This window comes from Lawsonibacter sp. OA9 (genome assembly GCF_022440585.1).
The window spans coordinates 67,515-87,791 of the sequence record NZ_JAKNTI010000022.1; the positions used below are offsets into that span (position 1 = coordinate 67,515).

The 20,277-nt window shown below is 59.5% G+C and carries 18 protein-coding genes; 5 read left to right on the plus strand and 13 right to left on the minus strand.

Annotated features, from left to right (window positions below; translation table 11 throughout):
- Nucleotides 1-18: 18 nt before the first annotated feature.
- The 12 genes from MCG44_RS01285 to MCG44_RS01340 form a co-directional block, all read right to left on the minus strand.
- Entirely contained in the window at nucleotides 19-807 is a 789-nt protein-coding gene (locus tag MCG44_RS01285) for a carbon-nitrogen family hydrolase (protein ID WP_186852918.1), read from the minus strand.
- Nucleotides 808-1,052: 245 nt separating this feature from the next.
- The gene (locus MCG44_RS01290; protein ID WP_240286405.1) at nucleotides 1,053-1,703 is read right to left on the minus strand and encodes a GntR family transcriptional regulator; all 651 of its coding nucleotides are present in this window, start codon (nucleotides 1,701-1,703) and stop codon (nucleotides 1,053-1,055) included.
- Nucleotides 1,704-1,945: 242 nt separating this feature from the next.
- Nucleotides 1,946-2,755, minus strand: coding sequence for a helix-turn-helix domain-containing protein (locus MCG44_RS01295; protein WP_240286406.1), 810 nt, complete (start codon nucleotides 2,753-2,755; stop codon nucleotides 1,946-1,948).
- Between the two features lie 146 nt (nucleotides 2,756-2,901).
- A complete protein-coding gene (locus tag MCG44_RS01300; protein ID WP_240286408.1) occupies nucleotides 2,902-4,764 on the minus strand; it encodes a glycoside hydrolase family 13 protein in 1,863 nt (620 codons plus the stop codon).
- 112 nt (nucleotides 4,765-4,876) lie between these two features.
- Nucleotides 4,877-5,815, minus strand: coding sequence for a uridine kinase (locus MCG44_RS01305; protein WP_147572448.1), 939 nt, complete (start codon nucleotides 5,813-5,815; stop codon nucleotides 4,877-4,879).
- A gap of 45 nt (nucleotides 5,816-5,860) precedes the next feature.
- Entirely contained in the window at nucleotides 5,861-7,318 is a 1,458-nt protein-coding gene (gene hemZ, locus MCG44_RS01310) for a coproporphyrinogen dehydrogenase HemZ (protein ID WP_240286409.1), read from the minus strand.
- 12 nt (nucleotides 7,319-7,330) lie between these two features.
- Nucleotides 7,331-7,945, minus strand: coding sequence for an MBL fold metallo-hydrolase (locus MCG44_RS01315; RefSeq protein ID WP_240286411.1), 615 nt, complete (start codon nucleotides 7,943-7,945; stop codon nucleotides 7,331-7,333).
- 125 nt (nucleotides 7,946-8,070) lie between these two features.
- Entirely contained in the window at nucleotides 8,071-8,511 is a 441-nt protein-coding gene (dtd, locus tag MCG44_RS01320; protein WP_240286413.1) for a D-aminoacyl-tRNA deacylase, read from the minus strand.
- Between the two features lie 27 nt (nucleotides 8,512-8,538).
- The gene (locus tag MCG44_RS01325; RefSeq protein WP_240286415.1) at nucleotides 8,539-8,748 is read right to left on the minus strand and encodes a hypothetical protein; all 210 of its coding nucleotides are present in this window, start codon (nucleotides 8,746-8,748) and stop codon (nucleotides 8,539-8,541) included.
- A gap of 21 nt (nucleotides 8,749-8,769) precedes the next feature.
- A complete protein-coding gene (locus MCG44_RS01330; RefSeq protein ID WP_147572443.1) occupies nucleotides 8,770-11,004 on the minus strand; it encodes a RelA/SpoT family protein in 2,235 nt (744 codons plus the stop codon).
- A 41-nt stretch (nucleotides 11,005-11,045) separates the two neighbouring features.
- Nucleotides 11,046-13,109, minus strand: coding sequence for a single-stranded-DNA-specific exonuclease RecJ (recJ, locus tag MCG44_RS01335; RefSeq protein ID WP_186852910.1), 2,064 nt, complete (start codon nucleotides 13,107-13,109; stop codon nucleotides 11,046-11,048).
- A gap of 371 nt (nucleotides 13,110-13,480) precedes the next feature.
- Nucleotides 13,481-13,933, minus strand: coding sequence for a hypothetical protein (locus MCG44_RS01340; protein WP_186852909.1), 453 nt, complete (start codon nucleotides 13,931-13,933; stop codon nucleotides 13,481-13,483).
- A 291-nt stretch (nucleotides 13,934-14,224) separates the two neighbouring features.
- Here MCG44_RS01340 and mnmG point away from each other — a divergent pair, with 291 nt between their 5' ends.
- From mnmG to secG, 5 genes are all read left to right on the plus strand, one after another.
- Complete coding sequence (mnmG, locus tag MCG44_RS01345) at nucleotides 14,225-16,102, plus strand: tRNA uridine-5-carboxymethylaminomethyl(34) synthesis enzyme MnmG (protein ID WP_240286417.1); 1,878 nt, start codon at nucleotides 14,225-14,227, stop codon at nucleotides 16,100-16,102.
- 16 nt (nucleotides 16,103-16,118) lie between these two features.
- On the plus strand, nucleotides 16,119-16,364 hold the full coding sequence (locus tag MCG44_RS01350; protein WP_147572439.1) for a hypothetical protein: 246 nt from the start codon (nucleotides 16,119-16,121) through the stop codon (nucleotides 16,362-16,364).
- Complete coding sequence (locus tag MCG44_RS01355; RefSeq protein ID WP_240286419.1) at nucleotides 16,361-17,257, plus strand: MBL fold metallo-hydrolase; 897 nt, start codon at nucleotides 16,361-16,363, stop codon at nucleotides 17,255-17,257. Before MCG44_RS01350 ends, MCG44_RS01355 begins: the two co-directional genes overlap by 4 nt.
- A 105-nt stretch (nucleotides 17,258-17,362) precedes the next feature.
- On the plus strand, nucleotides 17,363-17,740 hold the full coding sequence (locus MCG44_RS01360; RefSeq protein ID WP_147572437.1) for a RidA family protein: 378 nt from the start codon (nucleotides 17,363-17,365) through the stop codon (nucleotides 17,738-17,740).
- A 187-nt stretch (nucleotides 17,741-17,927) separates the two neighbouring features.
- On the plus strand, nucleotides 17,928-18,161 hold the full coding sequence (gene secG / locus MCG44_RS01365) for a preprotein translocase subunit SecG (RefSeq protein ID WP_147572436.1): 234 nt from the start codon (nucleotides 17,928-17,930) through the stop codon (nucleotides 18,159-18,161).
- Nucleotides 18,162-18,266: 105 nt separating this feature from the next.
- Here the strand turns inward: secG and typA are convergent, their stop codons facing one another.
- Nucleotides 18,267-20,096 carry a translational GTPase TypA gene (gene typA / locus MCG44_RS01370; RefSeq protein ID WP_147572435.1) on the minus strand — a complete coding sequence of 610 codons (1,830 nt, stop codon included), beginning with the start codon at nucleotides 20,094-20,096 and terminating at the stop codon, nucleotides 18,267-18,269.
- Nucleotides 20,097-20,277 lie beyond the last annotated feature (181 nt).

Here is a 20,277-nt window from a genome sequence, read left to right on the forward strand (position 1 = left end):
TCCTCCGTATCTATGAAGTCAGTTGACTTGATAAAGACCGGGCTGGCGGTCCCTATACACATTGATGCTGCTGCGGATCCCCTTGATGATGTTCAAATCCATGTCGGTGGTCAGAATCATCTCATTGGGGCCGCAGCCGCCGACCAGTTCGCCCCAGGGGTCGTAGACGGCGGAGTAGCCGGCGTTCTTGGTTTCTCCAGCGGTGCCGCAGGAATTGGTGCAGGCTACAAAGCACTGGTTCTCGATGGCCCGTGCCTGGTTCAGCGCCTGCCAATGGAAGCGGCGCAGAGAGGGCCACTGGGCCACGACAAACAATACGTCGATTCCTTGGACGGTAATGGTACGGATTAGCTCCGGGAAGCGGACATCATAGCAGATAATTAAGCCGCAGGGGACGCCATCCAACTCAAACCGGACGGTATGGTCTCCGGACTGAAAGTATTCATGCTCGCCGGAGGGAGAAAACAGGTGCGTCTTATCGTACTCGGCGACGCAGGTTCCCTTGCGGTCAAAGACAAAGGCGGTGTTATAAATCTTGCCATCCCGGACATTCGACACAGAGCCGGCCACGATGTTTACGTTTAGCTCACTAGCCAGACGGGAGAAGGTCTCCTTCACACGGGCGCCGTCCTTGTCGCTGAGTTCTGCCAGGTTCTCCTTGGGGAAGAAACCTACGTTCCAGGTTTCCGGCAGGGTGATCACATCTGGGTGGCTCTGGGCCGCCTGACGGATCAGCTCTTCCGCGTGGGCGAAATTCTCGTCAGGAGAGGCGAACTTCATATCCATCTGGATCAGACTGACTTTCATATCTCATAACTCCTTTTTGAGAAACTTGAGAACAGTAATTTTGAATTTTGTATACCAAATTCAAAATTCCAACATAGATTTTATACGCAGGGCATTATTTTGTCAAGAATTACGCAGCCTTTCTTGCATGATTGTAGATTTTCACGAAAGAATATTTGTTTTTTTGTATAAAACTATCAACATACGAAGTAAAACACACGACAGGGGTTTGACCTGCCGTGTGTCTGCTGCCATATAAAAAAGATTCAGTCTATAGAGGTGTTATGCTGAACATTACAGTGAGTCTGCTCCATGTGGAGTTTCATGGCCCGGACTGCCTGGTCCGCGTTCCGGCAGCGCAGCGCCTCCAAAATTGCGGCATGTTCTCGAATGGTAGATTGGCGCCGAGGCGCGCCGGACAAAGCCTTGGTGGCGGTGACAAAAATCATATCGTTCAAGTTGCCTAACAGGTCGATTAGGGTATTGTTGCCACTAAGCTCATAGATGCTCTGGTGAAAGAGGCGGTCAAGTTGGGCGAAATCCAGATTGTTTGAGGAGTCCATAGCTGCGACCTGCTGCTGATAGGTCTGTTCAATAGCGGCGAAAGTTTCGTCAGTAATATTTTTGGCCGCGTCTTCCACGGCGGATAACTCCAGAGCTGTACGGACTTTCATTAAATCAGCCAGATATTTTCTACCAAAGCTGCGAATGACCGCCCCTTTGTAAGTTTCAATACTCACCCAGCCGTTGTGTTCCAGCATCTGAATCGCTTCACGGACAGGGGTGCGGCTGACCCCCATAGTCTCGGCCAGCTCTCGCTCGTTCAGTTCTTCTCCAGCCCGATACTTCCCGGAAAGGATATCCTCCTTAATGATCTCATATACTTTATATTTGTAAGGGAGTTGCTTTTCAATCAATGTTTTCATCCTCCAGAAGTAACGTCTTCCTCTTGACGGGCAAGGGTCGGTTCCGCATACTCTTGCCGTCACAGTAAAATATTATACTAGATGGAGGACCTTGTCAAGAAACCGATGCTTTCCTCTTTCCATAGGTACTTTTGTAGAGAATTGTAGTCTTTTATAGAAGCTCAGTAGGGCGGCAACGTGTCGTCTGGGCGGAGCACACTGCCGGCCCATCGTTGCCGACCAGGGAGCTGGGGTCATTGGAGCGCTAAGAGTTCCGGCTCCTCTTTGATCTCGGGAGGGTGCTGGCCGAAGGAGCTGCTGCCCGCCTCTATGATCCAGTCAATGCCCCGTCCGGTGGGCTCCAGCCGCAGCAGAGCGTGGGTCCCCTCCAGTTCCCCCTTGGAGTAGGTTAGGGAGATGACGGCGGCTTTATGATAGCGGAAGGGGAGGTCCTCCAGGACCAGAGTGGCCGTTTTGTTGCGGAAGGCGACAGGAAATTCCTCCTGGTGATAAGAGGGGGCAGGGATGACTGTGGTGTTCCCATCCTGGTAGGATGGCTGTTCCGGAAGGACTGTAAAGAGGGATACCTGGGTGTCATAGCCCCTAAGCCCGCCATTCTCCGTCAGGGAGAGCGCCAAGTCATAGGTCATGGTTTCGTAGTCAGGCCGGACGGCATACAACACCTGCTGAACGGGGGCAGACGGGGCTTGAGGTGGGTCCAGGATCATGAGGACCCGGTAGCGATAATAAAAATTGAAGCCCAGAGATACTGCCAAAACCACGGAAAGGAGGGCGCACAGGGCGGCCAGCAGGCGGGACCGCCTGCCATGAGACACCTGTTTTGCTTCCGACACCGGCTGTTCTGGCTCCTCTACCCCCAAAAGCTGGTTCAAAGAAACTCCAAAGAGCCTGGCCATGGCGATGAGTTTGTCCACCTCGGGGACCGCCCCGTCCATCTCCCAGCGGGAGATGGCCTGTCGGGAGACACCCAGCCTCTCCCCCAGGCCCTCTTGGGACAGGCCGTGCTGCTTTCGCAACGCCTGAATACGCTGGCCAAGGGTCATGTTCTCATCTCCCTGTTCAGAATATGGCAGGCTCGCAGGCCCCCACTTTTTTCTGTGAAAAACATAGCATAAAGGGACGAATGGGGTCTACCATCCGTCCCTGACAAGTTGTCAATCTGTGGTTGCCCCCTTGGGCCTCAAGGCTTTCAGCCTTCGTGGACCAGGAAGGCCGCGCCGGACAGAGGGGGGATAGTCAGGGTGGGCCCCTCCTCCCCGGGGTCCACATGGGCCCGGCCCAGCAGGGGCGTCAATTCCCTGGGAAAGCCCAGCTCCATGGCGGCGGGCCCATCCCCGGCGTTGCAGGCACACAGGATGGTCTCCCCTGCCGCCGACCGGGTGAAGGCCAGCAGAGGCCCCTGGCCGGCCACATACCGGATGTTCCCCCGTCGAAGGGCGGGGTGGTCCCGGCGCAGGGCGCCCAGAGCCCGAAACCAGTCCACTAGCTCCCGGTCCTCGCGGCCCCAGGGGTAGGTCTGGCGGTTGAAGGGGTCCTCAAAGCCTTCCATCCCTGCCTCGTCTCCGTAGTACACGGTAGGGGAGCCGGGAAAGCAGAACAGCAGAAGGGCCGCCGCCCGGAGCAGGTCCTTGCCCCGCCGCCTCTGTTTAGGGGACAAACGGAAGTGGGCCCGCCAGTCTCTGGACTGATCCCGGTACTCCCCTCCTGCCCCCAGCAGGGTGAGGATGCGGGGGGTGTCGTGGGTGCCCAGGGAGTTCATGGCGGAGTAGAAGGCGGAGGGGGGATAATTCTCCCGAATGGTCTCCATAGCCGATACGAAGTGCTCTCCCCCGCCGCCGCGGAAAAAGGCAAGGATCGCGTTGCGCAGGGGGTAGTTCATCAGCCCGTCACAGTGGCCGCCCAGAATGTGCTTGCGCCGCACTCCGTAAGCTACTTTGGTGGAGCCGTCCTCCCACACCTCGCCGATGACCAGGGCGTCGGGCTTCTCTGCCCGGGCGGCCTGGTGGATGCCCGCTACGAAGTCGTCGGGCAGCTCGTCGGCCACATCCAGCCGCCAGCCGTCCGCTCCGGCCCGGAGCCACCGGCGGACCACACTGTTCTCCCCGGCGAAGATAAAGTCCCGGTAGGAGGGACAGCTCTCGTTGACGGCGGGCAGGGAGTAAATGCCCCACCAGCTCTCGTACTTCTTGGGCCACTGGATGAAATTGAACCAGGGGCGGTAGGGGGAGTCCCAGCTCTGGCTGGCCCCCACGTCGGGATAGAAGCCGTCCCCGTTGAAGTAGCGGCTGACATAGCCGGTGTGGTTGAACACCCCGTCCAGCATCACCCGCATCCCCCGCCTGTGGGCCTCGTCGCACAGCCGGGAGAAGTCCTGATTGCTGCCCAGCATGGGGTCGATCTTGTCGTAGTCGGCGGTGCCGTAACGATGGTTCTCCGATGCCTCAAAGATGGGGTTAAAATAGAGGGTCTTCACTCCAAGGCCCTTCAGATAGTCCAGCTTTTCCATGACGCCCAGCAGGTCGCCGCCGAAAAAGTCCCGGTTCCGGATCTCTCCCCGCTGGTCAGGCCGCCACTCAGGCAGTTCCTCCCAATCCTGGTGGACCCAGCGTCCTCCTACCATCCCGGCGGGATCGGGGACACGGGAGCGGAGAAAGCGGTCCGGAAAAATCTGATAGGTCATCCCCTCCCCAAACCAGGAGGGGACCTCCTCCGCCTGATAGACGGTGAGTTGATAGGGGCCCAGTTCCTGGCGGCCTCCATCCAGCCGCTCCAGCAGGAAGGAGTACCACACCAGCCCCACATAGTCCCCAGTGTCCAGGCTGCCCTGAAACAGGTCCCGATCCAGCTCCAGACCGCTCCAGAGCATCGGGAGGGACTCGATCTGATCCCCACGACTTTCAAAGCGGGCGGAGAGGATGGCGCGGGAGAAGCCCTCCACCCTTCCAGGGCGGAGGGTGAACCGGACCTGTGTCCCGGAGGGGACCGCCCCGTAGGGCGTCTTGTACCGGGAGTCTCGGGAGTTATAGATAGGCTGGTCGGTCAAGTCGATCACTCCGGAAATAGGATAAAAGCTTTGCTGGAGCCCACTGCGGAAAGAGAAGTCAGGGCCGGGGGCTGGAGACTTTGCCCCTCCCCGCGCAAGACAGCGCCATGGATTTGATAGGTCAGTGATACTGGTAGCTCCCACCGCCGATGAACTCCCGCAGCAGGGAGTCCTTGGGCACCAAGGCCGGGTCAATGGCCTCGAAATGCTGAAAGGCGTCCACCAGCTGGAGCATCTCGTCATGGCGCTCGTTCTCTTGGGGGACAGAGCGGAGGATGGGGATGGCGTAATTTTTCATAACCGGCACTTCATAGGGGAGGGAGGAGTCAAAGATGATATCCGCCCGGCCCTTAAAGGGGGAGATATACAGCTTCTCTCCCCGGCGGACATTGGCCCACATCTCCAGAGTTTCGGCTACCCCGGTGCCCCGGAAGTTGTAGTCCCGGACCGCCCGGCGGGTCAGCCGCATCCAGGTGCCCTTGAAGCGGAGGACGGCCCCCTCGTTCACGTTGGACCGGGCGGAGATATAGAGCTTGGTGGCCTCTGGGTGGCGGCCGGCGATGTCGTCATTCAGGGCGTGGATGCCCTCAAAAATGGCAATCTCGTTCTTCTCCAGCCGAAGGGGGAGGCCCAGGGAGTCGTTGCGCATCTGGCGGGCAAACTCGAACTTGGGAATGAGGATCTCCTCTCCACGGGACAGGGCGGCAAAGTGCTCATCCAGCAGTTCCATGTCCAGGCACAGGGGGGACTCATAGTCGATGTCTCCCTCCGGGGTGCGGGGGGCGGTTTTTTTGTTCATGGTCTTGAAGTAGTTGTCCATGGCCACCGCGTGAGAGTTGACTCCGCGGCGCCGCAGCTCCTCGGCGATCTTCAGGGCAGTGGTGGTCTTGCCGGACCCGGAGGGCCCGGACAAAAGCACGATGGGGCTGTGCTCCAGATTGCCCAGGATCTTGTCTGCCGCCAAGGACACCCGTTGGGCGTAATTTTCGTCGCACTCGGTCAGGAAGGCGGTCACGTCAGTCTGAATGCGCCGGTTGATCTCCTGCAGTTGATAAGCCATTTGGAACTCCTTTCCCTTGGGCAGGCTGCCCAGTGGTATAGATGGTCAGCGGAAAAACGCCAGCATCTCCCTCTGCTGCTCCGCCAACTTTTCCCCGGCGGACAGGTAGTCCTGGGGATACTTCGGGTTGGACAGCCGGAGGAGCCGGCCGCTCTGGGGATCGATGAGCTTGGTAACGCCGCCCGCCCCCAGGGAGATGACAGTGTGGAGCTCCTCCATCATGACGATGTTGTACAAGCTCTCCGTGCCCGGCCTTGCCCAGCCCACATTCTCCAGAGAGCCGGACATGTACTTCTGCCGATAGAGGTAGTAGGGAAGATAGCCGCCGGACAGGGTCGTGCGGGAGTAGTCCAGCATTTGGGCCACCTCCTCCCCGCCGGGAAGGGCGCCTTTCCTCTGGATCAAAGTGGAGCCCTTCTTCAGGGCCAGGGTGTGGACGGTGATATTCTCCGGCCCCATGGCCAGCACCCCATCCAGAGAGCGGCGAAAGCCGCCCAGGGAGTCCAGAGGCAGGCCGGCGATCAGGTCCATGTTGATGCAGTCGAAGCCCACCTTGCGGGCCAGGTCGTAGGCAGTCTGAATATCCCCCGAGGAGTGCTTTCTGCCAATGGCCTCCAGCACATGGTCCTCTAGCGTCTGGGGGTTGATGGAGACGCGGCCGACACCGTGGGCCCGGAGCACCTCCAGCTTTTCCCGGTTGATCGTGTCCGGCCGGCCCGCCTCCACCGTAAGTTCGGTGCATCCCTCCAGAGGGAGGACCTGCTCACAGCGGGTCAGGACCCGGTCCAGCTGCCGGGCGCTTAGGGTAGTCGGGGTGCCGCCCCCCATGTAGAAGGAGCGGATGGTCCTGCCACTCTCCGTCAGTACACGGGCCGTCCCATCGATTTCTTTCAGCAGGGCGTCCACATAGGGCTCCACCAATGTTAATGTCCGGCCCACGTCGGCGGATACAAAGGAGCAGTAGGCGCACCGGGTGGGGCAAAAGGGGATGCCGAGGTACAGGGATACCTCCCCTTCCTTCAGCGACCGCTGGGCGGCGATGCTGGCCTGGGCGCAGTCCACCGCCAGGGCCGCCCGGTCGGGAGAGACATAGTATTCCTCCCTTAGCTCCTGCTTGGCCTGAAGGGGTGTGGCCCCGGACAGCAGGGCGCGGGTGGGCAGCTTCACCGGGCGGACACCAGTGAGCATCCCCCAGGGAGGCGTATGGCCGGTGAGCGCACGGGCGGCCAGAAAAAAGCACTTGCCGATGGCCCGGCGGCGGATGCCCTCCCGCTGGAACTCGTCGCCGACCAGGGGAACATCCAGGGAATAGGGCAGGGACTTGCCGCGGAAGCACAGCTCTACGGTGACATGGCAGCGGTCATCTTCCCGGAGGGTGACAACGGCCCAGCTGTCATCCCCAGGGCCGATGGGCTCATAGACGGGACGCTCGCCGGGAAAGAGATTGAGCATTCCCTGCTCTACAACATACCGCTCATCATGCCCGTTCAGAACCAATTTCATAAGATAGTCTCCTCATTGCCCCATGGCTTCCCGGAGGAAGGGGTTGTACTGCCGCTCCCGCTCCAGCGTGGAGGTCCGGTCATGGCCGGGGCAGACATGGAAGTCCCCTTCCAACTGGCCCAGGCGATTTAGAGAGGACATGATCTCCTCATAGCTGCCCCCCCGCAGGTCGGTGCGGCCGCAGGAGCCGCAGAACAGGGTGTCCCCGGTAAACAGCACATCCCCGACCTGGAGGGTGACGGAGCCCTTGGAGTGGCCTGGGGTGTGGAGGACCTGGATGGTGAGGGAGCCCAGAGTGAGGGTATCCCCCTCGTTGTAGTATTTCAAGTCCGCTACCTGCCCGGCCAGGGGAAAGAGCTGGCTTCCAGCCCCGTTGGCGTCCGCCTGGTGGATATAGACCTCCGCCTGGGGCAGGGCCCGGATCAGGTCGGGAACAGCGGTAGTGTGGTCGTAGTGGCCGTGTGTCAGGAGGATATACTCCACCTGTACCCCGTCCTCTTTTAGAACAGACAGGATGCGGTCCCCCTCGTCGCCGGGGTCGATAACGGCGGCCTTGTTGGTGGTTTCGTCCTCTAAAATATAACAGTTTGTGCCGATGGGACCGACCTGCATGACTTTGACTTTCATGAAAACACCCCTTTAGGCTGAATGTGGAGAGTTAAAAGTAGACAGTGGGGGGTGGCCGAAGGCGAACAGCCCGCCCAGCACGGCCGGATATGGTATCTCCGCGCTTCATACTTTTGGCTTTCCTCTTAGTGGTCTGTATCGTATAAAATGGTGACCGGCCCGTCGTTAACAGAGGCCACCTGCATATCCGCTCCAAATCGGCCGTGGGCCACCTGAAATCCCCTGGCCCGGCACTGGTCGATAAACCGCTCGTACAGTGGGACGGCAAGGTCAGGCTTGGCCGCCCCGCTAAAGCCGGGGCGGCGGCTCTTGGTGTCGGCGTACAGAGTAAATTGGGACACCACCAGCAGAGAGCCGCCAACCTGAGACAGATCCAGATTCATTTTGCCGTTTTCGTCCTCGAAAACCCGCAGGTTGCAGATCTTTTCTGCCAGCTTATCACAGACCGCCGGGGTGTCGCTGGGGCCCACCCCCAGCAGGATCAGGAAGCCCCGGTCAATGGTCCCCTCCACCGCTCCGCCGATGGTGACAGAGGCGGAGGAAACTCTTGTGACGACTGCGCGCATAATTTGACCTCGCTTTCTTAACAATGTTTACAGCAGTGCGAACAGCGAGCTGAACCCGCCCAATATGACAGCAAAGAACAGGGCGGCCCAAAAGGTATACAGGACGGACTTGTGGTCTTGGCCGTCTCCCGCCTCCTGGATAGCCCTAGAGATAGCGGCTACTAGACAAAAAACAAACAAAAAAGCCCATAAGATCCAGGTCCATGCGAAAAAGATTCCCAATACTTTAAACAACATATTGCTTCCTCCCTGTGGATGTCATTTCCCGGAAGATCGGGCCACATAATAGACCCCCTGGATGTTGTTCAGCTTGTTGATGACGGCGCTCAGTTCCGCCTTGTCCTTGACCTCCACCACGATGTTGACCGTGGCGTGTCCGTCCGGCTGGGAGCGGGCGGACAGGGCGGTCACCTTTACCTTGGCGGCGGACAGGGCCATGGCCACATCCAGTGTCAGGCCGTCCCGGTCCTTAGAGGCCAATTCCAACGCTGTTTTATAATTGGGAAGGTCGCTCTCCACCCAGGACACCTTGACCCAGCGGTCCGCTTCCTCTGGCCGGCGCTTGTCGGGGGAGGCGTTGGGACAGTCCGCCCGGTGGACGGACACGCCGTAGCCGCGGGTGATAAAGCCGATGACCGGGTCGCCTGGCACGGGGGTGCAGCACTTGGCAAATTTGACCAGACAGTTGCCCAGTCCCTCCACCACAATACCGGAGTCAGAGTGCTTGGGCTTGACCTGGCCTGCGGCGGGGGCTGCGCCGGTTCCGGGGACGATCACGCTCTCCTCCAGACTCTTGGAGGAGGCCGCCGCCTTCTCCGCCTGGAGCCGGCCCAGCCGAAGCAGCTCGTCCTTCACCCGCGCCACCGCCTTGACCGCAGTGGTGCCGCCATAGCCGATGGAGGCGTACAGCTCGTCCAGAGTGCCAAAGCGCACTTTGTGGAGGATGTGAGGCAGCACCTCCTCCCCAGTGATGGCGGACAGGGGGATCTTTACATGCTTTAGCTCTGCCTCGAAGGCAGCGCGGCCAGTGGCGATATTTTCTTCCCGCCGCTCCTTTTTGAACCACTGGCGGATCTTGTTCCGGGCCTCGTTGGATTTGCAGATTTTCAACCAGTCCCGGCTGGGGCCTTTGGCGGATTTGGAGGTCATGATCTCCACGATGTCGCCGTTTTTCAGAGGCGTTTCATAGGTGACCATCCGGCCGTTGACCCGGGCGCCCACCATGTGGTTGCCCACAGCGGAGTGGATGTTATAGGCGAAGTCAATGGGGGTGGCCCCGTTGGGCAGGTTGATGACATCGCCGTTGGGGGTAAAAACGAACACCTCGTCGGCGAACATATCCACCTTCAGGGTGCGGACGAACTCCTCAGCGTCGGTATCCTGCTGGCTCTCCAGCAGCTTGCGCACCCACTCAAAGTCCTTCTCTGTCCCCAGCTTTTGGTTGGCCATCCCCTGTTTGTACTTCCAGTGGGCGGCGATGCCGTACTCGGCGGTCTGGTGCATCTCCCAGGTGCGGATCTGTACCTCAAAGGGGATGCCCTCCCGGCCGATGACGGTGGTGTGGAGGGACTGGTACATATTGGGCTTGGGGGTGCCGATATAGTCCTTGAACCGCCCCAGCACCGGCTTGAACATATCGTGGATGCAGCCAAGCACATTGTAGCACTCCGGAATGTCGTCCACGATGACCCGGAAGGCGTACAGGTCGAAGATCTCGTCCAAGGTCTTATTCTGGGCGAACATCTTGCGGTAAATGGAGTAGATGTGCTTTACCCGGCCGTAGACGGTGCAGTGGATGCCGTCCTGGGCCAGCCGCTGCTGGATCTTATGCTGGATGGAGGTCATAAACTCCTCATGGGCGGAGGAGCGGCGGGCCAGCTCGTCCTCGATCTCCTTATAGCCAATGGGGTCCAGATAGCGCAGAGAAAGGTCCTCCAGCTCCCACTTCAGCTTCTGCATACCTAAGCGGTGGGCGATGGGAGCATAGATCTCCATGGTTTCCAAGGATTTTTCCCGCTGCTTTTTGGGGGACTGGTACTCCATGGTGCGCATATTGTGCAGCCGGTCACACACCTTGATGAGGATGACTCGGATATCACGGCTCATGGCCATGAGCATCTTGCGCAGATTTTCCATCTGCTCCTCTTCCTTGGTGACGAACTGCATCTTGGTCAGCTTGGTGACGCCCTCCACCAGCTCGGCCACAGAGGCGCCGAATTTTTTGGCGATCTCCTCATGAGTGGAGGCGGTGTCTTCGATGCAGTCGTGGAGCATAGCGGCGATGACGGAGTCCACGTCCAGCCCCAGGTCGGCGACGATCTCCGCCACAGCCAGGGGATGGATGATATAGGGCTCTCCGCTCTTGCGCAGTTGGCCCTTATGGGCAGCGTCGGCATAGGTGAAGGCGTCGAACAGCCGCTTGGTATCCAGATTTGGGGTATAGGAGGCCACCTTGTCCTCAAGGGCCTGATAACGGACCAGAATAGGGTCCATAAGATCACCTCGAAGTAGAGTAAAAGTTTGAGGAGCTCGCCTTATTCACGCAGGACATCCCGCAGCCGCCGCAGCAGCAGAGAGGCGTCCAGATCCACCTTCCCCTCCAGCCGGTTCAGGGTGATCTGAAGGCGGCCGGCGCTGCGGCCCAGCTGGATCAGGCCCCGCTCCTCCAACACCTCCAGACACAGGAGGGTCCGGGCAGGCACCTCGACCTGCCTTCCGGAGCGGGCCACCGCCCGGGAGATCCGGGGCAGGGTGTCCTCCAGTGGACCACTGGGGGAGCAATGCCGGTCCAGCCATTTCCACAGGCAGACAAATTCCTCCCGGCTGGGCAATAAGAACCGGGCCTCCTGGGGAGTCAGGGCCTCGTCCCGGCGATACTTGTCATAGATGGCCTGCTCCAGCTGTGCCCTGGAGGGGGCGGGGCGCAGGTCGATGATTTGGAGCTGCACGGAGCGACAGCCGCGAAACTCGTTGATCTGGGGATAAAAGGCCGCGTCCACCCGGCAGCCGGGGGACAGGCCCAGCTCCCCGCCGTCGGCGGAAAACCAGATGGCGTCCAATAGAATGCCACGGGACTCCAGTTTCAGCTTCAGGTGCCGGCCCCGGCCCACTTGAGCCATAGAGTGAATCTGCACTCCACTGAGGACCAGCACGGGCCGCGGGTTTCCAACCCCACAGGGCTCCAGCCGGTCCAGGGCGGATACCTCCTCCACGGTGAGCAGCTCCGGTGGCACTACCCCATCCGCCTCCAGAACAGAGGGCAGCTCGGTCCCCTGGGCTCGCTCCGCCACCGCCTGTGCTAGAGCCTGCGCCAGGGCGGGGATGCGCTCCTCCCGGACGGTAAAGCCGGCGGCCAGGGCGTGGCCCCCAAAGCTCTCCAGCAGAGGGGCGCACTCCTCCAGGAGTTCAAACAGATTGATTCCGCCCCAGGAGCGGCAGGAGCCCTTGCCCATCCCCTGGTCCAGGCAAATCATAAAGCAGGGTCTAGCATATTTTTCTGCTAGGCGGGAGGCCACGATGCCCACTACCCCTTGGTGCCAGGCCCGGCCAGCCAGCACGAGGGCCTCGGCCTGGGGAGCCTCCCCCAGCCGCTGGACGCACTGCTGGAAGATCTCGCCCTCTACGGTCTGGCGCTCCCGGTTCAGGGCGCACAGCTCCTGAGCCAGCTCCTCCGCCCGCTCCGGGTCCCCGGTCATGAGCAGCTCCAGGGCGGCCTCTGCCCGCCCCATCCGGCCGGAGGCATTGATCCGGGGGGCCAGGGTATAGCCCACCGACACAGAGCTGATGGGGCGGTCCCCCTGTCCGGACAGAGAGATGAGCCGGGCCAGCCCCAGCCGCCGGGAGGGGTTCAACCGGGCCAGGCCGGCGCTGACGATGCGCCGGTTTTCCCCGGTCATAGGCATCACGTCGGCCACGGTGCCGATGGCGGCCAGGTCGCAGGAGGACTCCCACACCTTGCAGGCTCTCTCTGAACCGGCCACGGCCATGGCCAGCTTGAGGGCCACTCCCACGCCGGCCAGCCCCTTGAAGGGATAGGGACAGCCGGGCTGGTGGGGGTCTACCACCGCCACGGCATCAGGCAGAATACCCTTGCAGGTGTGGTGGTCGGTGATCACCACGTCCACACCCAACTGACTGGCGAAGGCCACCTCATCCACGGCGGTGATGCCGCAGTCCACAGTGACGATCAGCGTGACGCCCTGTCGGGCCAGGGAGGCGATGGCCTCCCGGTTCAGGCCATAGCCCTCCTCCAGCCGGCCGGGGATATAGGGCAGCACAGCGCCCCCTTCGCCGGACAGAAATTCGGTGAGCAGACAGGTGGCGGTGATGCCGTCCACATCATAGTCCCCATAGACCGCTATCTGCTCTCCCCGCTCCAGGGCCAGCCGGACCCTTGCCGCCGCCTGATCCATGCCCAGCATCAACAGAGGAGACAGAAGGGACTCCCCTCCGGGGGACAGCAGTTGCTGGGCCTGGTCCCCGCTATGAATGCCCCGGGCAGCCAGGATGGAGGCCAGCAAGGGGGGCAGTCCCGCCCCTTCCAGGGCGGAGCGAAGGGCTGCGTCGGGGGACGCCACTGACCACTGTCTGTATTTCATTGGCATCCACCTCCAGACCATGCAGGATACCGCCAAAGGGCGGATATGGGGAGTATTAACTTATCTATTATATCACAGTGGCGGAGGGACCATCAAGACAAAATCCCGTTCAGCACCTCTTTTTGCCTGTTTTGTCTCAGTTTTTTCCACGTTGCGGGCTCCCTTTTACCTTTTGGACTGATTTAGGCTTACCTAACAATTCATTCGTCAGATGCACAGAAAAAGCTCCGCCATTGAACAGGCGGAGCTTTTCCCTGGTCTGTGTTCGACCTGTATGCCGAGAGCCTTAAAGGACACATACCAACATACTGATAAAATTTAGCATGCGCCCTTTCAGATAAGCCCAGTTCACAAATTAAAATGGGTCCGGCTTACTTCGGCAACTCGCTTTCTTCAACGGAAACTGCTTCAAGGTCGATATCGTTCCAATAAGATCCAATGTCTGCACTTGTAAAGTATTCAAAATTACCTGTTGAGGATTTTAGCTTGCCACTCTTTACTCCATAGCAGACATAGATCAATTCATAGGTTGTTCCGTCGGATAGATTAAATCTGAAACTGGTTATCTTCCCGCCTGTGGTTTCTTCTGTCTCTTTGAGTTTTAAGGTTAAACCCTCGAACCTATCATACAAGTCTTTTATGGTTTCTTCTGCGTCAATAACTTTCTTTTCTGCTGAAACAGGCGCCCCCGCATAGCGATACAGTTCAATGGTTTCAACATCTCCGACCTCAAATGGAAAGTCGATATTGACCGTTTTTTCCTTGCAGCCGACCAGCCCAAGCATTAAAATCAACGCTAAAACTAACGCTATGTATTTTCTCATACAGATTACCTCCTTGTTATAGTTCTATTTGCATAGACAATATCAATAAAAAATCTGAAAAACATCTCGGTTTTTATATAATATACCATTCTCGTGATTCTTTCAATGCTTGAAAATAGGTCGTTTTAGCTAAAGCGACAGAGTTAGGACCCATCAGTCTAAATGTAAAAGGGACGTTGTGGACCACCTCTTGCGGCAGGGGGGAAATCGTGATACAATACCCCCCGAATTAGACGCCTGCCTGGACAGGGTGCCAGACAGGCGCGCGATCATACCAAAGGATAGAGACCTATGACGACTTATAACGCCGGACAATATGATATCGCTATCATTGGGGCGGGCCACGCCGGGATTGAGGCTGCCCTGGCCGCCGCCCGGATGGGCCTGCGGACGCTGTGCTTTACCATCAACCTGGACGCGGTGGGTAATATGCCCTGCAATCCCGCCATCGGGGGGACAGGCAAGGGCCACCTGGTCCGGGAGCTGGACGCCCTGGGGGGAGAGATGGCACGGGCCGCCGACCAGGCCTGCATCCAGTACCGACTGCTCAACCGGAGCAAGGGCCCCGCTGTCTGGTCCTTACGGGCCCAGGCGGACCGCCGGGAGTACCAAAAGGTGATGAAGCACACCTTAGAGAGCCAGGAGAACCTGTGGGTCAAACAGGCAGAGGTGGTTCAGGTGCTGACGGAGGGGGGAGCCGTATCCGGGGTGGTGACCCACACCGGGGCGGTGTACCAGGTCAGAGCCGCGGTCGTCGCCACCGGCACCTATCTGGGGGGGCGGACCATCGTGGGAGAGGTGGTCCGGGACTCCGGGCCCGACGGACTGGCGGCCGCCCTGCCGCTGACTGCCTGCCTAGTAGAATTGGGCCTATCGATCCGTCGATTCAAGACGGGTACGCCCCCACGGGTCAACCGCCGTTCGGTGGATTTTTCGAAAATGGAGATTCAGGAGGGGGACCGGGACGCCCAGCCCTTTTCCTTCTGGACGGACCACCATCTGGAAAACCGGGCTGTATGCTATCTCACCTACACCAATGAGAGAACTCATTCGGTGATCCGGGCCAATCTGGACCGCTCCCCTCTCTATGACGGCACCATTGAGGGCATCGGTCCCCGCTACTGCCCTTCTATTGAAACCAAGGTGGAGCGGTTCCCAGACAAGGAGCGCCACCAACTGTTCATTGAACCCATGGGGCTGGATACCGAGGAGCTGTATATTCAGGGCCTCTCCTCCTCCCTGCCGGAGGAGGTCCAGATTCAGATGCTCCACACGATTCCCGGCCTGGAACAGGCCGAGATGACACGCCCCGCCTATGCCATCGAGTACGACTGCATGGACCCCACCGGCCTGCTCCCTACCTTGGAAACAAAGACGGTGTCCGGCCTATATGGAGCGGGACAGTTTAACGGCTCCTCCGGCTATGAGGAGGCGGCGGTCCAGGGCTTTGTGGCCGGTGTCAATGCCGCCCTGAAGATACTGGGAAGGCCCCCCCTGGTCCTCCGGCGGGACCAGGGATATATCGGCGTCCTCATCGACGACCTGGTGACAAAGGGGACCAACGAGCCGTACCGCATGATGACCTCCCGCACAGAATACCGCCTTCTCCACCGCCAGGACAACGCCGACCGGCGGCTGGCCTCCATCGGGCGGGAATTGGGGCTGCTCTCTGAGACGCAATATGGGCGAGTGCTGGAAAAGGGCCGGGCGGTGGAGCTGGAGGTCCGCCGTCTGGAACACACGGGCACCCCGCCCTCCCCTGAGCTGGACCGGCTGCTGGAGGAGCGGGGCGAGCCCCAGGTGAGGAATGGGGCCAAGCTGGCCGACCTGCTGCGCCGGCCCAGGCTGACCTACGCTGATCTGGCCCCCTTTGACCCGGACCGCCCGGACCTGGCCCCCGCCGTGGCCAGCGAGGCAGAGATCACCATTAAATATGAAGGCTATATCCAGCGGCAGCTGCGCCAGGTGGAGGAGGTCAAGCGGCTGGAGGCCCGGCCTCTGCCTGCGGACCTGGACTACCAGTCCATCCAGGGACTGCGGCTGGAGGCCCGGCAGAAGCTGAATGATATCCGCCCCCAAAACCTGGGCCAAGCCAGCCGGGTGTCCGGGGTATCCCCGGCGGACGTGGCGGTGCTGATGGTATATTTGAAGCAAAATAACAGCATCTGATTTTGGAGGACCATCCATGGATGTTTTTATGCTATGGCACATATACGAGCAAAGAGATGGCACTGGTATTCATAATGAGGAAAAGCTGATTGGCGTTTTTTCCTCGAAGGCCAACGCGCGGGAAGCAATAGAACGCTTAAAAGATAAGGAAGGATTTCGGGATCTCCCCCAATGCTGTTTTGAGATTCATAAGACAGAGATGGACCGGATCAGCTGGGAAGATGGATTTACTACGATCCGTTGGAGGGAAGCTGAACCATGAACCTGACACAAATCAAGGGCAATACCTGGGTGCTGGAGGGACAGGAGTTTATCCCTCTTTATAGGCTGGATGAGCGCCGCTGCGTCCTGCTGGACAACGGTCTGGTCCAGGAGCAGAAGGAGCTGGAGGAGAGCCTGAAGGGGGCCGGACTGGTCCCGGCGGGCATCCTGTGCTCCCACGCCCATATCGACCACTGTGGAAACAGCGCCTATCTCCAGCGGAAATACGGTATACCGGAAGCGCTTACCGCTCCGGAAGCGGGGATGTGCGCCAATCTGCTGACGCTGAAGTGCTATTTTCTCACCCTGCCGCCTGAAACGGTGGCGGAGGAGTCCTCCAATATGATTCATACCCCCGACGTGATTATCCCGCCAGGGGACGGCCCCTTCTCCTTCTGCGGCGCGGAGTTTCACATCGTCCACACCCCAGGCCACTCCGCTGGCCACATCTGTACGGTCACGCCGGACAATGTGTGCTATACAGCTGACGCCCTGTTGAGCTATGAGATGATAGAGGCCAAGCTGCCATACAGCTTGAGCCACCAGGCGGCTATTGGCAGCCGGGAAAAGCTGCGGGGGCTGGGGTGTGACTACTATATTATGGCCCATCGGGGGGTGTGCGGTTCCGGGGAGATCGACACGCTTATTGAGGAGAACCAGAAGCTGGTTCGGCGCCGGGCCCAGGAGATATTCGAGCTGGTGGACCGGCCCATGACGGCCAGTGAGATCGACCAGGCCGCCTGCGCCCGCTATGAGCTGTACACCAGAAAGAACCGGCGGGCCCTGCGCTTTGAGCGGAATATCCGCTTCTTTGTGGAGTATCTGGTGGATACAGGGCAGCTGGAAATGTCATGCCAGAGGGGCGTAGTGCTGTACAGCCGTCCCAAGGCTTGAGCCCCCTTCGGTCTCTGACAGAAAAAGATAGACAGGCGCTTGTGGAACGGAGCAGTTCCTGATATACTGACTCTAGCTTATGCAAATATGAAAGGAGCTTTTGTCATGAAAGAGATCATTTCCACCGAAAAGGCGCCTGCCGCCATCGGACCCTACTCCCAGGCGGTCAAGGCCGGAAACCTGCTGTTCATTTCGGGGCAGATCCCCGTGGACCCCGCTACCGGCGAGGTGGTAGAGGCCACTATCCAGGCCCAGACAGCTCAGTCGCTGACCAATCTGAAGGCCATCCTGGCCCATGCGGGCGGGACGATGGGCCATGTGGTGAAGACCACAGTGTTTCTCAGCGATATGGAAAACTTTGTGGAGATGAACCGGGTATATAAGACCTTTTTTGAGGCCGAATGCCCCGCCCGCTCCGCTGTCCAGGTGGCCCGGCTGCCCAAGGACGTACTGGTGGAGATCGAGGCCATCGCCGTCCTGTAAGAACTATCCTGCGCTTGCGGCCTGGTTTGGATATATAAGCTATGGTGTTTCAGGCGCGCGTCGGAAGAAAATCGCGGAAAAGGCTTGCAATCCGGGAAAAATTGTGGTACACTTTCCTGTACTTCCGGGTTCGCCTGGATAATTTCTGGAATCTGTGCCCCACCGGGCCTTGAAAGGAACGAAAACAATGCTGAATATGATTCTTACTGTCCTCCAGGTCCTGTGTGGTCTGGCTGTTATCGCTGTGGTTATGCTCCAGTCTGGTAAGAGCGCCGGCCTGTCTGGTGCCATCGCCGGTGGCGCGGACACCTTCCTGTCCAAAAATAAGGCCAAGAGCGTGGATGCCAAACTGGCCAAGATGACCAAGTGGGTGGCCATCCTCTGGATCCTGCTGACCTTGTCCCTGAGCATCGTACACTGATCAAAAAGCGCCCCGTCCATCTGGACGGGGCGCTCTTCTTATCTCCAGGATAAAATACACCGTGTTCTGGCCTCCGTCAGAACACGGTGCAGCTTATTTTTGCAGTCAGGACTTCTTTCGGGAAGCCTCCCGCATCCGGTCGCCGTGGTCCAGCAGCCGCTTGCGGAGACGGAGATTCTCCGGGGTACACTCCAACAGCTCGTCGTCAGCCAGGAACTCCAGGCACTGCTCCAGGGACAGGACCTTTGGGGGCACCAGGCGGAGGGCCTCGTCAGAGCCGGAGGCCCGCATATTGGTCAGCTGCTTCTTCTTGCAGACATTGACGGAGATATCCTCCGCCTTGGGGCACTCGCCCACGATCATGCCGCCGTAGACAGGGGTGCCGGGGCCGATAAACAGCTGGCCCCGCTCCTGGGCGTTAAACAGGCCGTAGGTCACCGCCTCGCCAGTCTCGAAGGCCACCAGCGAGCCGGTGGAGCGGCGGCTGATCTCCCCCTTCATGGGGGCGTAGCGGTCAAAGACAGAGGCCATGATGCCCTCTCCCTTGGTATCAGTGAGGAACTCGTTGCGATAGCCGAACAACCCGCGGGAGGGGACCAGAAATTCTACCTTCATCCGGTCGCCCACAGGGGTCATCTCCACCAGATCCCCCTTCCGGGAGCCGATCTTCTCCATCACGGCGCCTACACAGTCAGAGGGGACGTCCACCACCAGCCGCTCAATGGGTTCGCACTTCACTCCGTCGATCTCCTGGTACAACACACGGGGCGGGGAGACCTGGAGCTCATAGCCCTCCCGGCGCATGGTCTCAATGAGGATGGACAGGGACATCTCTCCCCGGCCGGCCACGTTGAAGGAGTCGGTGGAACCCTCCACCTCGCTTACCTTTAAAGATACGTCCTTCATAGTCTCCCGGAACAGGCGCTCCCGGAGTTGCCGGCTGGTGACGAACTTGCCCTCCCGGCCGGCAAAGGGGGAGTCGTTGACGGAGAAAGTCATCTCGATGGTGGGCGCGGAGATCTTGACAAACTCAATGGGTTCCACCTTGTCGGGGGCGCAGATGGTGTCCCCAATGGTGATATCCCCAATGCCGCTCATGGCTACGATGCTGCCCGCCTCCGCCTGCTGGACGGGCACCTTGGACAGGCCGTCAAACTCATACAGGGCGGACACCTTGGCCTTCTTGGGGGCGGCGTCCGGGTCGTGGTAGTTACACACCGCGATCTCCTGGTTTTGGCGGATAGTGCCCCGCTCAATCCGGCCGATGGCGATGCGGCCCACGAACTCGTTATAATCAATGGAGGACACCAGCATCTGGAAGGGGGCCTCCAGGTCCACCTCGGGGGCGGGGATGTAGTCAATGATGGTATCAAACAGGGGCTTCAAGTCGCTGCCCGCCACATCAGGCTGGACGGAGGCAGTGCCTTGCCGGCCGGAGCAGAACAGCATAGGGCTGTCCAACTGCTCGTCGGTGGCGTCCAGGTCCAGCAGCAGCTCCAGCACCTCGTCGATGACCTCGTATACCCGCTGGTCAGGGCGGTCGATCTTGTTGACCACCACGATGACCCGGTGGCCCAGTTCCAGGGCCTTAGACAGCACAAAGCGGGTCTGGGGCATGGGCCCTTCGGCGGCGTCCACCAGCAGGATGACTCCGTTAACCATCTTCAAGATGCGCTCCACCTCGCCGCCAAAGTCGGCGTGGCCCGGCGTGTCTACGATGTTGATTTTTACATCGCCGTACTGGACGGCGGTGTTCTTGGCGGTAATGGTGATGCCCCGCTCCCTCTCCAGGTCGTTGGAGTCCATGACCCGATCCACCACGGCCTGATTTTCCCGGTAGACACCGGACTGCTTCAACAGCTCGTCCACCAGGGTGGTCTTGCCGTGGTCCACGTGGGCGATGATGGCGACATTTCTCAACTTTTCATTTTTCATGCAGTGATTCTCCTTACCTATGGCAAAACCACTCGGAGCCCTATTGCCCATGGGGCGCGCCGAATGGCGTGTATAAAATACTGCGCGGGGCAGGAGCTCGTCGGTGGAGAGACCAGCGCCCGCCCAACATCCATTAATAATTTCTCCGAGACACAGGGTCACAGGAGGGACTTGTTCCATG

Bases quoted from the DNA above. Each gene is read 5' to 3' on its own strand.
- MCG44_RS01285 (WP_186852918.1), bottom strand. From the start codon at position 807: ATGAAAGTCAGTCTGATCCAGATGGATATGAAGTTCGCCTCTCCTGAC.
- MCG44_RS01295 (WP_240286406.1), bottom strand. From the start codon at position 2,755: ATGACCCTTGGCCAGCGTATTCAGGCGTTGCGAAAGCAGCACGGCCTG.
- MCG44_RS01305 (WP_147572448.1), bottom strand. From the start codon at position 5,815: ATGGCTTATCAACTGCAGGAGATCAACCGGCGCATTCAGACTGACGTG.
- hemZ (WP_240286409.1), bottom strand. From the start codon at position 7,318: ATGAAATTGGTTCTGAACGGGCATGATGAGCGGTATGTTGTAGAGCAG.
- MCG44_RS01315 (WP_240286411.1), bottom strand. From the start codon at position 7,945: ATGAAAGTCAAAGTCATGCAGGTCGGTCCCATCGGCACAAACTGTTAT.
- dtd (WP_240286413.1), bottom strand. From the start codon at position 8,511: ATGCGCGCAGTCGTCACAAGAGTTTCCTCCGCCTCTGTCACCATCGGC.
- MCG44_RS01325 (WP_240286415.1), bottom strand. From the start codon at position 8,748: ATGTTGTTTAAAGTATTGGGAATCTTTTTCGCATGGACCTGGATCTTA.
- MCG44_RS01330 (WP_147572443.1), bottom strand. From the start codon at position 11,004: ATGGACCCTATTCTGGTCCGTTATCAGGCCCTTGAGGACAAGGTGGCC.
- recJ (WP_186852910.1), bottom strand. From the start codon at position 13,109: ATGAAATACAGACAGTGGTCAGTGGCGTCCCCCGACGCAGCCCTTCGC.
- MCG44_RS01340 (WP_186852909.1), bottom strand. From the start codon at position 13,933: ATGAGAAAATACATAGCGTTAGTTTTAGCGTTGATTTTAATGCTTGGG.
- mnmG (WP_240286417.1), top strand. From the start codon at position 14,225: ATGACGACTTATAACGCCGGACAATATGATATCGCTATCATTGGGGCG.
- MCG44_RS01350 (WP_147572439.1), top strand. From the start codon at position 16,119: ATGGATGTTTTTATGCTATGGCACATATACGAGCAAAGAGATGGCACT.
- MCG44_RS01355 (WP_240286419.1), top strand. From the start codon at position 16,361: ATGAACCTGACACAAATCAAGGGCAATACCTGGGTGCTGGAGGGACAG.
- MCG44_RS01360 (WP_147572437.1), top strand. From the start codon at position 17,363: ATGAAAGAGATCATTTCCACCGAAAAGGCGCCTGCCGCCATCGGACCC.
- secG (WP_147572436.1), top strand. From the start codon at position 17,928: ATGCTGAATATGATTCTTACTGTCCTCCAGGTCCTGTGTGGTCTGGCT.
- typA (WP_147572435.1), bottom strand. From the start codon at position 20,096: ATGAAAAATGAAAAGTTGAGAAATGTCGCCATCATCGCCCACGTGGAC.